At 59.5% G+C, this 14,549-nt stretch carries 13 protein-coding genes; 8 read left to right on the top strand and 5 right to left on the bottom strand.

What is annotated here, in order from left to right; all coding sequences use genetic code 11:
• Nucleotides 1-280 precede the first annotated feature (280 nt).
• The 3 genes from treF (at nt 281) to EC836_RS07810 (ending at nt 3,908) form a co-directional block, all read left to right on the top strand.
• A complete protein-coding gene (gene treF / locus EC836_RS07820) occupies nt 281-1,912 on the top strand; it encodes an alpha,alpha-trehalase TreF (protein ID WP_255416838.1) in 1,632 nt (543 codons plus the stop codon).
• A gap of 112 nt (nt 1,913-2,024) precedes the next feature.
• Nucleotides 2,025-2,804 (top strand): ABC transporter substrate-binding protein, encoded by a 780-nt coding sequence (locus tag EC836_RS07815; RefSeq protein WP_123331765.1) that lies wholly within the window; start codon nt 2,025-2,027, stop codon nt 2,802-2,804.
• A gap of 3 nt (nt 2,805-2,807) precedes the next feature.
• Entirely contained in the window at nt 2,808-3,908 is a 1,101-nt protein-coding gene (locus EC836_RS07810) for a DUF2817 domain-containing protein (protein ID WP_123331763.1), read from the top strand.
• Between the two features lie 3 nt (nt 3,909-3,911).
• Here EC836_RS07810 and EC836_RS07805 read toward each other — a convergent pair whose 3' ends face one another.
• Both EC836_RS07805 and EC836_RS07800 read right to left on the bottom strand, forming a co-directional pair.
• Nucleotides 3,912-4,691: a 2OG-Fe(II) oxygenase gene (locus EC836_RS07805; protein ID WP_123331762.1), complete on the bottom strand. Its 780-nt coding sequence runs from the start codon at nt 4,689-4,691 to the stop codon at nt 3,912-3,914.
• 109 nt (nt 4,692-4,800) lie between these two features.
• On the bottom strand, nt 4,801-5,223 hold the full coding sequence (locus tag EC836_RS07800) for an NUDIX hydrolase (protein ID WP_123331760.1): 423 nt from the start codon (nt 5,221-5,223) through the stop codon (nt 4,801-4,803).
• Nucleotides 5,224-5,379: 156 nt separating this feature from the next.
• Here EC836_RS07800 and EC836_RS07795 point away from each other — a divergent pair, with 156 nt between their 5' ends.
• The gene (locus EC836_RS07795; protein WP_123331758.1) at nt 5,380-6,711 is read left to right on the top strand and encodes a VOC family protein; all 1,332 of its coding nucleotides are present in this window, start codon (nt 5,380-5,382) and stop codon (nt 6,709-6,711) included.
• 165 nt (nt 6,712-6,876) lie between these two features.
• On the opposite strand, the gene EC836_RS07790 is transcribed toward EC836_RS07795, so the two are convergent.
• Nucleotides 6,877-7,680, bottom strand: coding sequence for a Cof-type HAD-IIB family hydrolase (locus tag EC836_RS07790; RefSeq protein ID WP_199735093.1), 804 nt, complete (start codon nt 7,678-7,680; stop codon nt 6,877-6,879).
• Nucleotides 7,681-7,910: 230 nt separating this feature from the next.
• On the opposite strand from EC836_RS07790, the gene EC836_RS07785 reads away from it, so the two are divergent.
• On the top strand, nt 7,911-8,648 hold the full coding sequence (locus EC836_RS07785; protein ID WP_158612774.1) for a DeoR/GlpR family DNA-binding transcription regulator: 738 nt from the start codon (nt 7,911-7,913) through the stop codon (nt 8,646-8,648).
• Between the two features lie 372 nt (nt 8,649-9,020).
• A complete protein-coding gene (fsa, locus tag EC836_RS07780) occupies nt 9,021-9,686 on the top strand; it encodes a fructose-6-phosphate aldolase (protein ID WP_123331752.1) in 666 nt (221 codons plus the stop codon).
• Between the two features lie 207 nt (nt 9,687-9,893).
• On the opposite strand, the gene EC836_RS07775 is transcribed toward fsa, so the two are convergent.
• Nucleotides 9,894-11,123: an MFS transporter gene (locus EC836_RS07775; RefSeq protein ID WP_123331750.1), complete on the bottom strand. Its 1,230-nt coding sequence runs from the start codon at nt 11,121-11,123 to the stop codon at nt 9,894-9,896.
• A gap of 104 nt (nt 11,124-11,227) precedes the next feature.
• Here EC836_RS07775 and EC836_RS07770 point away from each other — a divergent pair, with 104 nt between their 5' ends.
• Nucleotides 11,228-12,163, top strand: a complete 936-nt coding sequence (locus EC836_RS07770; protein WP_123331748.1) for a LysR family transcriptional regulator — start codon at nt 11,228-11,230, stop codon at nt 12,161-12,163.
• A gap of 93 nt (nt 12,164-12,256) precedes the next feature.
• Here the strand turns inward: EC836_RS07770 and EC836_RS07765 are convergent, their stop codons facing one another.
• Nucleotides 12,257-13,783 (bottom strand): MFS transporter, encoded by a 1,527-nt coding sequence (locus EC836_RS07765; protein ID WP_123331746.1) that lies wholly within the window; start codon nt 13,781-13,783, stop codon nt 12,257-12,259.
• Nucleotides 13,784-13,940: 157 nt separating this feature from the next.
• On the opposite strand from EC836_RS07765, the gene EC836_RS07760 reads away from it, so the two are divergent.
• Nucleotides 13,941-14,549 (top strand): TetR/AcrR family transcriptional regulator, encoded by a 609-nt coding sequence (locus tag EC836_RS07760; RefSeq protein WP_123331745.1) that lies wholly within the window; start codon nt 13,941-13,943, stop codon nt 14,547-14,549.

Genomic DNA, 14,549 nt, shown 5'->3' with positions numbered 1-14,549 from the left:
TGAGCCGGGTCACATTAACCTGCTGTTAATCGGCGGCTATTTTTAATAAACAGGGCTGAAAGGTAAATTTGTCAGTTTATGTTTATTCATTCACCCTGACATTATCTTTTTTTTATAAAAAAACCGTATTTAACGTTTCATTTATTTTTTGAAATAATATCTCATTAAGATTAATAGAAACATTGGGTTGCGCGTAGAGACGCCCGTACTATACTAACAGGCAGTACGATAAATTCATCATGTGAATTCTGTCGGTAATATCCGACAGCAGGAGGCTTTTATCACTTTCAATCACACTGAAACGATAAACAACATCCCCGGCGAATTTGAGAACTGGTATCTCGACTATGAAGCTGGCCCAGAAGCGGTCATGGAGCCACAGCCGGAGCATATCCGTGGGCTGCCGGTTTCCGATATCCTGACGCCCTCAGACCGCTATCAGGAACTGTTCGTTGCGGTGCAAACATCGCGTATTTTTAGCGACAGTAAAACCTTTGCCGACTGTGCGCCAAAATTCGATCCGGAACGTATTATGTTTCGTTATTATCTGGCACGTGAACGCGATGATTTTAATTTGCTTCACTTCGTGCTGGAAAACTTCGACCTGCCGCAGGTCAATGAAAGCCATTATGTTTCTGACCCGGAAAAAACCATGGCGGAACATATTGATGCACTGTGGCCGGTATTAACCCGTCACCCGAAACAGCACTGTGAATATTCCTCGCTGCTGCCGCTGCCGAAACCCTACGTGGTTCCCGGCGGTCGCTTTGGCGAAACCTACTACTGGGATTCCTACTTCAGCATGCTGGGCTTTGCCGCCGCCGGGCGCTGCGATCTGCTGCGTAATATGGCGGACAACTTTGCCTGGATGATCGACCGCTACGGCCATATTCCCAACGGTAACCGCACCTACTACCTCAGCCGTTCGCAGCCGCCGGTCTTTGCGATGATGGTGGAGCTGTTTGAAAAGAACGGCGTCAACGAGGCGCAGCGCTATCTTCGCCATCTCAAAAGCGAATACGCTTTCTGGATGGACGGGCGGGAAAACCTGGAGCCGAACCAGGCTTATCGCCACGTAGTGATGCTGCCGGACGGTGCGGTGCTGAACCGCTACTGGGACGACCGCGATACGCCGCGTGACGAGTCTTATATTGAGGACGTGGAAACCGCGCGTGACTCATCGCGCCCGTCCAGCGAAGTCTATCGCGATCTGCGCGCCGGAGCGGCGTCGGGGTGGGACTATACCTCGCGCTGGCTGAGCGAACCGGGGCGTCTGGCCAGCATTCAGACCACCAGCATTATCCCTATCGATCTCAACGCGTTCCTCTACAAGCTGGAGATGGCGATTGCCCGTCTGTCAGCGGCCAGGGGCGACGAGGCGACCGCCGAACGCTATCAGCAGCTGGCGCACCGTCGCCAGGAAGCGGTGAACCACTATCTGTGGGATAACAATACCGGCCTGTACCGCGACTACAACTGGCGCGACGGCGAGCAGGCGACCTTCTCCGCCGCCGCCGTCACCCCGGTTTACGTCGGCATGGCGAGCCTCGACCAGGCGAACCGCACGGCGAAAGCGGTGCGCGACTATCTGCTGGCGCCGGGTGGCCTGCTCTCCAGCATGGAACAGACCGGTGAGCAGTGGGACAGTCCCAACGGCTGGGCACCGCTACAGTGGATGGCGGTGAAGGGCTTCAGCATTTACGGCGACGAGAACCTGGCGCATGAAATCGCCAGCCGCTGGCTGAGAACCGTGTCATCAACCTATCAGCAGCACCATAAAATGGTGGAGAAGTACAACGTCAGCGGCGATGCCGCGCTGCTGGGCGCCGGGGGGGAATACCCGCTGCAGGACGGGTTTGGCTGGACCAACGGCGTAACCCGCCGTCTGATGGAGATGTATCCCGAGGGGTGAATATCACCCCTGCTAATTATCGGCCCTGCTTTATAAGCTAAAAACCTTATTTCTCCGCGATTAATCATGGTATTACTTGGGGATAAACGCCTGATTAATCCGGAGATCTACCATGAAAAAACTCACCCTTACCGCGCTGGCCCTGCTGGCCGCCTTCAGCACTGCCTCGCAGGCTGCGGAAGAACTGCGCTTTGGCGTCGATCCGACCTTTACCCCGTTTGAAAGCAAGGCGGCGGACGGATCGCTACAGGGGTTTGATATCGATCTGGGCAATGCCGTGTGCCAGCAGATGCAGGTGAAATGCGTCTGGGTGCAGACCGCCTACGACGGCATTATTCCGGCTCTGCAGGCGCGTAAATTCGATGCGATCCTGTCGGCGATGGCGATGACCGAGAAGCGCCGCCAGCAGGTGCTGTTCACCGATATGATCTACAACGTGCCGAGCGCGCTGCTGACCTCTAAAGCCAGCAAGCTGCAGCCGGATGTTGCCGTGCTGAAGGGCAAAACCGTCGGCGTGGCGCAGGGCACCACCCAGGAGGCGTTTGCTAAGAGCGTCTGGGAAACGCAGGGCGTGCAGGTGGTGAGCTATCAGAACGAAGCGGAAATCTACCCGGATCTGGCCTCGGGACGCCTGGATGCCACCTTTATTAACGCCGCCGCCGCCGAAACCGGCTTCCTGAAAACGCCGCAGGGCGCGGGCTATCATATCGCCGGGGAACCGATGTACGACCAGAAATACTTTGGTGAAGGCATCGGCATTGGCCTGCGCAAGGACGATACGGCTCGGGTCGAAAAGATTAATCAGGCGCTGGCCGAACTGCACAAAAACGGCACCTACGATAAGTTAGCGAAGAAGTACTTTAGCTTTGACGTCTACAAGCTACCGGAATAAGTGATGACCACGACAGCTCTTCCTGATTTCACCGCGCAGCGGGCGCGCTTTCTGGCGGCGGTGGCGCGCAACGGCGGCAGCGTAACCCGCTACGACCACCCCTTAACCGGTCCCGGCGGTGAAGCGCTCTCCACCGACGTCGCGGTGCTGGGCCGCGCCGATGCGCCGCGCGTGATGCTGATTATTTCCGGCACTCACGGCGTAGAGGGCTACTATGGTTCCGACAGCCAGATCGCCTGGCTTGAGGCGCTGGAGGGCCAGGCGCTGCCGGATGACGTGGCGGTGGTGCTGGTTCACCTGCTGAATCCGTGGGGAACCGCGCATTTGCGCCGGGTGAACGAAGACAACGCCGACCTCAACCGCAATTTTATCGACTTCGCCGCCGGTGCGCCGGACAACGCCGCGTACCGCGAACTGCATGCAATCTACACCTGCCGCGACGTGAACGGCCCTGAACGGACCGCCGCCGACACCATGCTGGCAGAACAGTGCGCCGGGCGCGGCTGGAGCGGGGTGAAGCAGATTGTGGAGGCCGGGCAGTATCAGTATGCCGACGGCATCTTCTTCGGCGGCAGCCGGGCCAGCTGGTCGCATCTGACGCTGAAACAGATTATCGCCAGCCATCTGCAGCACGCGCAGCGCATTATCAGCTTCGATCTGCATACCGGCGCGGGCGCCTGGGGGCATCCGATGCTGCTGGCGATCGCGGAACGGCCTTATCCGGCGCTGGACAAGGCGCGGCAGATTTTCGGCGAGTGGCTGACGGTGCTGATCACTGGCGCAGGCCGCGACAGCGAAACCGGTGTGACCGCCACGGCCACCGGCTATCTGTCGCAGTTCCTGCTTGATAATCTGCCGAAAACCGAGCTGATCCAGCTGGTGGTGGAGTGCGGTACCTATGCCGGGGATGAGATGCATCGCCGGGTGCGCGACGACCACTGGCTGCATCTTTACGGCGAGCTGGCAAGCGAGCAGGGACGGCAGCTCAAATGGCAGATCTTTGAAGGCTTCAATCCGCAGGATGCCGACTGGCAGGCGCTGGTGGCGTTCCGCACCCGGCAGATTTTCCAGCGCGGCTGGGCGGCGCTGCTCGCCGCCGGTTAAGGGTTACAGGCGTCCGTAGAAGGTCATGCGGGCGCTTTCCGACAGCGCAATACCCGGCTGGGCATTCCAGGCCAGCACCACCAGCATACGGGTGATGTCACCCTCGGTTGGCGTTACCCGATGCAGCGCGTTGCGCCCGCGAAACAGCACCAGATCGCCCGGTTCAATCTCCAGCTTTTGTACCTCCTGCTCGCCGTTCAGCACCTTACCCACGCCGTCAAAATTCATCTCTCCGGCCTCTGCATCACGCAGATGGCTGACGTATTCAAAGACGCCGCCCGCTTCGGGTTTCTGGATCAGCAGGGTGATGGCAAACGACGAGTTGTCAAAATGCCAGCCCAGCTCCTGCCCGGTATGTGCATAGTGCAGGTTGATCGATGACAGGCTGTCGGCGTAGGGATACAGCTTCTGTTCGTCCAGCACGCGGCACAGGAAGGCTTTGAATTCCTCCGAGTCGTACAGCGCCCGCAGCGGCGAGTCCGCCGGGATCTCTTCGTCGGTGATACAGCCCTTGGAGGAAACCACCTGGCGGTTACGCGGGTGGTTGGCGGGCAGTGTCTCATCGGTTTTTTGCAGATAAACGTTGTGCTGGCTTTTGGCGTAGAAGGCCAGATGCTGATTCGCCTCACCCTCTTTTTTGATGATCTCCAGCGCGGCCGGGGTCAGAAAACCGCGCAGCACCAGCGCGCCAGAGTCCGCCAGCTGAAGGCGACAGCGTTCGGTGTAAGCGGCATCATTAATCGGGTGAGCGGGCAGATTGAGGAGCGAGGTCAGTGCGTTCATCGGGTTCTCGTCAGCGGCGGAGTATAAGCTTCACTCTACGGCTTCACCCTGCCGCTGACTATCTGTTTTCGCACGTCTTTTACGCTTTTGCGACCGATGCCGCACCGTGTTAAATCGAGTCTTTTGCCAGCGCGGCCAGGTTGCCTTCCTGTGCCAGCAGCGAGCGCAGCGGCGCAAACAGCGGCTGTGGCAGATCGGCGGGATCGAACCACTGCCAGCCCGCGCATTTTTCCGGTTCGCAGCGCTGCGGTGTGCCGCTGGCCGCGTGGGCCAGCACGAACAGCGTGACGTAATGCTTCTGCTCGGCGTAAAAGACATCGTTGGTAAACGGTCCCAGCGTGGTGGCACCGAGGATCAGTCCGGTCTCTTCCAGCACTTCGCGGGCAGCACACTGCTGCGGGGTTTCACCAAATTCCAGATGGCCGCCGGGGGCTGACCAGTCGCCCTCGCCGTGGCTGCCCAGACGCCTGCCGAGCAGGATTTTGCCGTCGCGAAAAATCAGTACGCCAACGCCGATGCGGGGTTGAGGCATAGGTATTCTCCCTGAAATGAAATGACCGCGATGATAATAGCCGCCTTCCGGGGCTGATTCACAATATTGATAATCTGTGATGCAAACGGTACTCAACTTGCGGCGGGGTGACTATGCTGCCAGTGGGATAATTTGAGCTTTTTCAGGAGAGCTGCAATGAGTGACAGATTTATCAGTGCCGACCGGATACGCGACCGTTTTTCGAAGGCCATGTCGGCGATGTACCAGGCGGAAGTGCCGCAGTACGGCACGCTGCTCCAGCTGGTACGGGAAGTGAATCAGCAGGAATCCGCGCGGGATTGCAGCGCATTATCCCCGGAAGAACTGAATCGCCTGAGCGTGGAGCGCCACGGTGCGATTCGTCTGGGAACCGCGGCCGAGCTGGCCACCATGCGCCAGCTGTTTGCGGTGATGGGCATGTCGGCGGTGGGCTATTACGATCTCTCTGAGGCTGGCGTGCCGGTGCATTCCACCGCCTTCCGCCCGGTCAGTGAAGCCTCGTTGCTAATCAACCCCTTCCGCGTTTTTACCTCGCTGCTGCGGCTGGAGCTGATTGAGGATCCGGCCCTGCGTCAGCGGGTGGCCGATGTGCTGGCCGGCCGCGATATCTACACGCCGCGCCTGCGTGAGCTTCTCGTTCTGTGGCCGCTGCAGGGGGGCTTCAGCGAGAGCGAGGCCGACGAGTTTGTCCACGAAGCGCTGGAAACCTTCCGCTGGCACCAGCAGGCGGCGGTGGATCTGCCCACCTACAATGCGCTGCTGGCCCAGCACCGGCTGATTGCCGATGTCGCCTGCTTCCGCGGGCCGCACATCAACCACCTGACGCCGCGTACGCTGGATATCGACCGCGTGCAGCAGCTGATGCCGGAGTACGGCATCAGCCCGAAAGAGGTCATCGAAGGCCCGCCGCGCCGCCGCTGTCCGATCCTGCTGCGGCAGACCAGTTTTAAGGCACTGAATGAAGAGATCCGTTTTTCCGATCGCGAGCAGGGCACTCACACCGCCCGCTTTGGCGAAATCGAACAGCGCGGCGTGGCGCTGACCCGCAGGGGGCGTGAGCTGTACGATCGACTGCTGCGTGAAGCCTCCGTGCAGAAGTTCAGCGATAACGTCGCCCATCAGCAGCACCTTAGTGCCGTGTTTGCCGCGTTTCCCGACAGCGATGCCGAACTGCGTCAGCAGGCGCTGGCCTACTACCGCTACCGGCGCAATCCGGGCGTTGCGGCGCAGCCGGGGCAGGATCTGGAGGCGCTGATTGCCAGCGGCGCGGTGATTGCCGAGCCGATCATCTACGAGGATTTTCTGCCGGTCAGCGCGGCGGGGATTTTCCAGTCCAACCTCGGCAGCGATACCAGCAGCGTCAGCAGCGGCAATCCCAGCCAGGCGGCGTTTGAGCAGGCGCTGGGCTGCGCGGTGCAGGATGAGTTTGCGCTCTATCAGCAGCTGCAGGACGACTCGCTCGATCGGCTGCGTGAGGAACTGAGCTGAGCTAATGTTCTGAGTGAGGGGGCGTGGCGCTGGGATGAGGGCAGCCCTGGCCGCGGAAACTGAGATTTATCGCCCAAGGACGGTAAAGCGCGTCGTTCAGGCTGCCCGGATGATGGCTGTCGATTTAGCTGGAAGCGCCAGCTTGTGCAGGCGCTGAATAGCGAATCAGTTGCTGAAGGGCGCACTGTGAGTCAGCACGCGCTCGATAACGTTAAGCGCCCCCTCGTCGTTATTGCTCTCGGTGTGGTAGCGCGCAACCTGTTTGACCGCAGGCTGCGCGTTAGCCATCGCAAAGCCGAAGCCCGCATGCGCCACCATCTCGATATCGTTGCCGCTGTCGCCGACGGCCACCACTTCCTCATCGGCAATGCCCCACTGCCGCTGCAGCAGCGCCAGGCCATGTGCCTTGTGTACGCCGGGGATAATCAGATCGACAAAGCCAAAGCCGCTGGAAACCGGGGTGACAATGCCGTCCAGCGCGTGGCCGACGTGCGCCATCAGTTCGGGGATGTTCTCATCCGGCAGATTCAGTGAAAACTTAAAGACGCTTTCATTCAGGTGGTCAAAGCTCTCGCGCATTTCAAGGCGGTGGTAGTGTTTGGACATCAGCTTCACCAGCGCGTCCGGTGAGGAATCCAGCATCCAGGCGCTGCGCGGGCCGCAGACCACCACGTGAACATCCGGAAACGCCGACAGCACCGCCAGCACGCGCTGCACGCGATCTTCACTGAGCGCGCCACAGAACAGGGTTTCATCGCGATCGATGATATAGGCACCGTTTTCGGCGACGAAGGCGATTTCCTCACGGATTTCCGGGAAGAAGCTGATCAGCTGGTAATACTGGTTGCCGCTGGCCACCACAAATCGGATGTTCTGCTGTTTAATTTGCTGATACTGCGCCAAAAAACGGGCTTTGTTATAGGTTTTCTGGTCAGAAAGAAAGGTGCCGTCCATATCGACGGCGATCATTTTAATCACGGTTCCATGCCCTGAAGTAGAAAAATCATCCGCTATTTTCGTCGGAAAAGATGCAAAAAAAAAGAGGCGAATTTTGCACCTTTGTGCCGCTTTTCTGTCGTTTTTGCGATGCAGACCGACTCGCGATGATTGTTATCGTCACTGGGGTTTCATAATATGAAAGTCATTATTTACTAATGAAACTTTTTTCGCTGCCAGCGGTGCGGCACTGTGAGGATAAGATGAAAGAGCGGCAGCGGCTGATTCTGGATCGGGTGGAAGAAAAGGGGAAGGTCAGCATTCAGGACCTGGCGCAGCAGTTCGCGGTATCCGGCGTGACCATTCGCAAGGATCTGGTCGAGCTGGAAAAGCTGAATTACCTGACCCGTACCCACGGCTATGCGGTGTCGCTTAACGATCTCAGCGAGCGGGTCAGCAGTAATTTCAGTACCAAAGAGGCGATGGCGAAGCGCGCGCTGGGACTGCTCTGCGAGGGCGACACGGTGTTTATTGAAGCGGGCAGCAGTAACGCCCATCTGGCCCGCGAAATTGGCCGTTCCGGGCTGGATGTGACGGTGATTACGCCCTGCGTCTATGTCGCAAACGAGCTGAAGAACTGCCATCAGGAAGTGGTGTTAATCGGCGGCGTGCTGCAAAAACGCAGCGAGTGCCTGGTGGGGCCGCTGACGCATCTGTGTATCAATAACATCAACTTCAACAAGGTGTTTATTGGTATTGATGGCTACAGCCCGGAACACGGTTTTACCGGCCGCGACGTGATGCGCGCTGAGAATATCCGGCTGGCGATTGAAAAACGGGTGCAGAACTTCGTGATTGCCGAGTCCGCCAAATTTGGCAAACTTTACCCCTATAATGTGGCGAAGCATGGCGATATTGATACGATTATCACCGATCGGCATCTTTCCGGGGAGTTTGTTGACAGCCTGACCCATCAGGGAGTCAAGGTGCTGACCGCCTGACCGCCTGACCGCCTGACCGCCTGACCGCCTGACCGCCTGACCGCCTGACCGCCTGACCGCCTGACAGGTGACTCGGGCGCGCTGGGCGATTTTATGACTGGCGGTTAATACGGGCAATTTCTTTCATAGTTTCTTTCTTTTGTTTCGAAACCTTCGACTGTTGCGAACTCCACTTTCAGCATATAAAGATTTTTACCTCATCTCTTAATAAAAATGATAAAAAACAGCTATTTATTGTTTATTTTGGCAGTTTTATACAATGTGATAGCGATCGCATTTTATACAAAGATACAGATTTATTTTTCAATGAAATAAAAATATATTGCATATGAAACTTTTGATTATGAATCGTAGTATGCACCGGAGGTCACCATGGAATTCTATTTAGATACTGCTGACGTTGCGGCAGTCAAACGTCTGGCGGCCGTTCTGCCGATTAAAGGCGTAACGACAAATCCAAGCATCGTTTCACGCAGCAAGCGCCCGTTAAGCAGCGTGCTGCAGGAACTGGTGTCGATTTTGCCTGCCGACAGCACGCTGTTTGCTCAGGTTATCGCCCATGATGCCGCCGCAATGGTGGATGAAGCGCTGCACCTGCGTGAAATCGTCCCGTCGCTGGTAGTGAAAGTGCCGGTAACACACAACGGGCTGACGGCGATCAAAGCGCTGACGCAGCAGAATATCCCAACGCTGGGCACCGCAGTGTACGGTGCGGGGCAGGGCTTTTACGCCGCGCTGGCCGGAGCCAGCTATATCGCACCCTACGTTAACCGCGTGGATGCCCAGGGCGGCGACGGCATTATGCTGGTCAGAGAGCTGCAAAAGCTGCTCTCGCTCCACTGCCCGCAGAGCAAAGTGCTGGCGGCCAGCTTCCGCACGCCGCGCCAGGTGCTGGACTGCATGCTGGCAGGATGCGAGGCGATCACCGTCGATCCGGATGTGGCCGAGCTGTTCCTGCTCGATCCGGCGGTGGACAGCGCGCTGCAGCGCTTCGATCAGGACTGGACGGCAGCCTACGGCGACCTGAAAATTTCCTGATGGGCTGATGGGCTGATGGGCTGATGGGCTGATGGGCTGATGGGCTGATGGGCTGATGGGCTGATGGGCTGATGGGCTGATGGGCTGACTAAGCATTCATAAAAAAATGCGAACCCGATAAAAGGGTTCGCACTGTTTGAGTTATCGCGGCCTTCCGCGACGTAATTGGGATCTCAATGACGAGTTCATACGTCATCCGCTTCCCGACTATTTTGCCGCCGTTATCGCGTCCCGAGTCTCCGCGCTGCGGCCCCACATTCTCACCACAAAACTTCCGGCACCGGCGACGGTCAGCAGCGCCACCACGCCCGGCCAGCCCGCCCGTTCCAACATCAGGCTGCCCAGCGCAGAACCAACGGCCATACCGATAAAGACCCCGGTGAACATCAGCGCGTTCAGACGGCTGCGTGCCGCAGGCTCCAGACCGAAAATCAGCGTCTGATGGGAAACCAGCGTGGCCTGTACGCCAAAATCAAAGCCGAGAGCAGAGATAACAATCAGCGCCAGCTGAGCCGGAACCGGCAGCAGAGGCAGCAGGAACAGCGCAGCAAACGAAACGGTTGCCAGCGCCGTGGCCAGCCGGGTTACCAGTGCCGGGCCGTGGCGATCGGCCAGCATTCCCGCCAGCGGTGCAGCCATCGCACCTGCTGCGCCAGCCAGACCAAACGCACCCGCCGTGGCGCTGCCCAAACCGTAATGGTTATGCAGCATCACCGCCAGCGTAGACCAGAAGGCGCTAAAGCCAATCGACAGCAGACCCTGCGCCAGCGCGGCGCGGCGCAGTTCACCGTGGCGCAGCCACAGATGGCGCATTGAGGCCAGCAGATCCGGGTAGCTCATCGCGGTGCTCGGCGCGATATGCGGCAGGCGACGCCAGAGGACCAGAGTAATCGCCAGCACCAGCACGGCGGCGAGAATAAACATCGTGCGCCAGCCTGCGTACTGCGCCACCACGCCGCTGACCACCCGAGAGAGCAGGATCCCCAGCAGCAGCCCGGTCATCACCGTACCGACGGTTTTGCCGCGCTGCGATGCCGGTGCCAGATGGGCGGCAGCCGGGACGATATCCTGCGCCATGGTGGCGGCGATCCCCACCGCCAGGCTGGCGACCAGCAGCACGGTGATATTACCGGCAGCGGCGCTGAGCAGCAGCGCAAGGGTCAGCAACAGGCCCTTGATGCTGATAATGGTGCGACGATCGTGGCGATCCCCCAGCGGGGCCAGCAGCAGGATCCCCAGCGCATAGCCGATTTGCGTCAGGGTCGGCACCAGGCCGCTGGTGGTCACGCTGGCGTGAAGCTGGCCGGATAAAATTTCCAGCATCGGCTGGCTATAGTAGATAGACGCCACACTGAATCCGGCACCGGTGGCCAGCATCAGCACGGTTGAGGCCGCCAGAGGGCGTTCGTCGTTCGATGATTGAGTTTGCGTTGACATGGTTATTACCCGTTGTTCGTGTCGTCAGAAGATGGCGCTATTGTTCCCGGTTAAGATGACGGTTGGTAGTCGCCCGCCAGGTAGAACTGTTATACGATAGGCGTATGAGCAAAGACATTTTACCCGGCGTTGATCGTATAGAGCTGATGCAGACTTTTGTGCGCATCGTTGAAGCAGGCAGCCTGTCTGCGGCCGCGCTGCGCCTGTCGACCACCCAGCCGACCGTCAGCCGTCGCCTGCAAACGCTGGAAAAGCTTCTCGGCCTGAAGCTTTTGCAGCGTAATACCCACGTGATGAAGCTGACCGAGGACGGTGAACGCTGTTACGCCCACGCGCGTACGCTGCTGGAAAGCTGGCAGGGGATTGAGGACGATCTGCGTGGCGTGACGGAGGAGCCGCAGGGCGTGCTGCGGGTGCTGGCCCCGCATGCCTTCGGCCAGGATCAGATGATTGCCCCGCTTCAGGCCTACCTGCAGCGTTATCCAAAAATGACCGTGGACTGGATGCTGAGTGACCGCACGCCGGACTTTATTGCCGAGGGCATCGACTGCGCGGTGCACGTTGGGCCGGTGACCGAACCGTCGGTGGTGGCGGTTCTGGTGGCCGAAGTGCCGCGGATCGTCATCGCCTCACCCGCGCTGCTCGGCGATCGTTCTCTGCCGGAACAGCCGCAGCAGCTGCAGGATCTGCCCTGGCTGGCACTCAGCACCTTCTATCGCCACAGCGTATCGCTGACGCACGATACCAGCCGCGAGGTGCAGCGCTTTGATATTCAGCCGCGTTTGATGACCGACAGCCTGTATGCGCTGCGCAATGCCGTGCTGGCTGGGATGGGCGTCGGCATCGCCTCGTCCTGGATGGTGCAGCAGGATCTCGCCGAAGGCAAACTGCTGCATTTGGCTCCTCAGTGGCAGGCGGCGGCGCTGCCGGTTTACCTGGTCTATCCTCACGCGCGCTACTATCCCGCCAGGCTGCGCATGTTTCTGGCGATGATGCGGGAGTCGATGCCGGTGCTGACCGGCACCCAGCACCCGGCTTAATCCTGTCGCGTGATAAACCGGATAACTGTCTGCCATGGTAGCGGCAAGCGCACTCGCCCCTTAGCCTGTGGCGTCATTCAGGAAGATGACGGATCAATCCTGTGCGGCATCCGAGGCAAGCGCCTTTCCGGCAGAACGTTGGCGGAAGCGAGGATGCCGAACCATCAGCAGCATCGCCATCGCCAGACTGACCAGCCCGGCCCACAGCATTGCGCTGCCGAAGCCGCTGGCAACGGCGCGGGTTATCTCACTCATCAGCTTTTCACCTTCCACGCCAGCGGGCCAGCGATGCTCAACGATCGCCGCGTGGGCCAGCGCCTCCGGCTGGCTGAAGCGGGCGGTCCGCAGGCTGGCGGCAAGCACGCTCTGGGCATGCAGGTTCATCAGCGTTCCCAGCAGAGCAATACCCAGCGTCATACCCGCCTGCCGTAGCGCGTTCATTATTGCTGAGGCGATCCCCGTGCGTTCCGCCGGTGCGGTGCGCATTACCAGCGCGCTGGTCGCGGGCATCGCCAGGCCCATGCCCGCGCCCAGTATCGCCAGCAGCAGGGCAACGAAAAGAGCCGGGCTGCTGGCCTCAAGCTCAGACATCAGCAGCAGGCCGACGGCCATCAGCGCGTAGCCCACCACCGCCATCATCAGCACGCTGAAACGGGCCGACAGGCGGCCAAAGGCCATCGCCAGCATCGCCATGGCAACGAACTCCGGGGCCATGCGCCAGCCGGTTTCCAGCGCGTTCCATCCCTGCGCCTGTTGCAAAAACAGGGAAACAAAGAACACGCTGCTGTAGGCGGAGAAACCGAGCACCGCCGAGGCCAGATTGCAGACGGTAAAGTCAGCGTTGCGGAACATATCGAGCGGCAGGAGCGGGCGGAGGGCGAATTTCTCTACCCGCAAAAATGCGGCAAACAGCAGCAGCGCGGCGAGCAGTGAACCGGCGCTCAGCGGACTGCGCCAGCCGTGCTCTCCGCTGGCAATCAGGCCATAGGTCAGCGCGCCCAGCCACAGCACGCTCAGCAGCTGCCCGGCCGGATCCAGCGACAGGCGTGCTCTCGAGGCGCTTTCACGCAGGCCGTAGTGGCCCAGCAGAAGGGTGACGATCCCGATGGGCAGGTTGATCAGGAAGATCGCCGGCCAGCGGGTGATGTGCACCAGTATGCCGCCGAGCAGCGGACCGGCAACCAGCGACAGGGCGCTGACCGCCGACCAGATACCAATCACCCGAATGCGCTGCAGTTCATCGGGAAAGGCGCGGGTGAGCAGCGACAATGCACCCGGAATAATCGCCGCTCCGGCAATGCCCTGCACCACCCGGCCCGCCAGCAGCGCGGGCAGCGATCCGGCGAGCGCGCAGAGGGCCGAGCCGACGGTAAACAGGGCGATGCCGCACAGCCATACGCGCTTATGGCCAAAACGCTCGCTGAGCGGGCCGGAGGAGAGAATGCAGGCGGAAAGGCAGAGCGCATAGGCATCCACCACCCACTGTAGCCCGGACAGGGTGGTATTCAGCGCAGTCTGCATCGCGGGCAGCGCAACGTTAACAATGCTGATATCCAGCGAAGTCATAAAGGTGCCGAGGCAGATGGCTGCCACCAGCGAAACCCGGCGTAAGCTATGCATAACGTCTCCGTGATCCTGTCGGTTTTATTGATAACGATTCTCAATATAGTTATCGACCGACCGTCGGTCAATTAAATGGTACCGCGGATTTTGCGCTTCTCTGGTCAAGGAAAGGGACATTGGTTACGATGGCAGCCGGGCAAAATGGGACGCAAAAATGAATTCACCACAGGAAAATACACGGCCGCAGCCGCGCACGAAACCGGCTGAGGTTCGGCTGGACGAACTGATGGACGCCGCCGAGAATCTCTTTATCAGTAAAGGGTTTGAGGCCACCACGGTCAGTGAGATTGTGCGCGATGCCGGGGTGGCGAAGGGTACGTTCTACCACTACTTTCCGTCAAAAATTGAGGTGCTGGGCGCGCTGCGCGAGCGCTTTACCCGCCAGTTTATCGACCGGATCCAGCTGGCGATGGATGCCTGCCCGGCGAACGATGCGGTTGCCCGCCTGCACGCCTGGTGCAACAGCGGCGTGGCGGCGTATTTGGACAGCATGGCGGTGCATGATGCGCTGTATCACGATCACCACTACCCCACGCGCGGCAATCAGGATCGCGATACGGTACTGGATCAGGTGCTGGCCCTGCTTAACGAAGGCATCGCGCTGGGGGCATGGCAGCTGGACAACCCGCGCCTGACGGCGATGCTGATGTACCACGGCATGCACGGCGCGGTGGATAATCTGGTGGTCAGCGAGGATCTGCGCGGCACCGATTTGGGCGCACAGCTGTCACAGCAGTTTTTACGCCTGCTGGGCTGCGGCTAG

Source organism: Erwinia sp. JUb26 (assembly GCF_003751505.1).
GTDB lineage: Bacteria > Pseudomonadota > Gammaproteobacteria > Enterobacterales > Enterobacteriaceae > Erwinia.
Note: the sequence above shows the minus strand (reverse complement) of the source record. Positions and strands in the feature narration are given on the sequence as shown.

Bases quoted from the DNA above. Each gene is read 5' to 3' on its own strand.
- EC836_RS07815 (WP_123331765.1), top strand. From the start codon at position 2,025: ATGAAAAAACTCACCCTTACCGCGCTGGCCCTGCTGGCCGCCTTCAGC.
- EC836_RS07810 (WP_123331763.1), top strand. From the start codon at position 2,808: ATGACCACGACAGCTCTTCCTGATTTCACCGCGCAGCGGGCGCGCTTT.
- EC836_RS07805 (WP_123331762.1), bottom strand. From the start codon at position 4,691: ATGAACGCACTGACCTCGCTCCTCAATCTGCCCGCTCACCCGATTAAT.
- EC836_RS07800 (WP_123331760.1), bottom strand. From the start codon at position 5,223: ATGCCTCAACCCCGCATCGGCGTTGGCGTACTGATTTTTCGCGACGGC.
- EC836_RS07795 (WP_123331758.1), top strand. From the start codon at position 5,380: ATGAGTGACAGATTTATCAGTGCCGACCGGATACGCGACCGTTTTTCG.
- EC836_RS07790 (WP_199735093.1), bottom strand. From the start codon at position 7,680: ATGATCGCCGTCGATATGGACGGCACCTTTCTTTCTGACCAGAAAACC.
- EC836_RS07785 (WP_158612774.1), top strand. From the start codon at position 7,911: ATGAAAGAGCGGCAGCGGCTGATTCTGGATCGGGTGGAAGAAAAGGGG.
- fsa (WP_123331752.1), top strand. From the start codon at position 9,021: ATGGAATTCTATTTAGATACTGCTGACGTTGCGGCAGTCAAACGTCTG.
- EC836_RS07775 (WP_123331750.1), bottom strand. From the start codon at position 11,123: ATGTCAACGCAAACTCAATCATCGAACGACGAACGCCCTCTGGCGGCC.
- EC836_RS07770 (WP_123331748.1), top strand. From the start codon at position 11,228: ATGAGCAAAGACATTTTACCCGGCGTTGATCGTATAGAGCTGATGCAG.
- EC836_RS07765 (WP_123331746.1), bottom strand. From the start codon at position 13,783: ATGCATAGCTTACGCCGGGTTTCGCTGGTGGCAGCCATCTGCCTCGGC.
- EC836_RS07760 (WP_123331745.1), top strand. From the start codon at position 13,941: ATGAATTCACCACAGGAAAATACACGGCCGCAGCCGCGCACGAAACCG.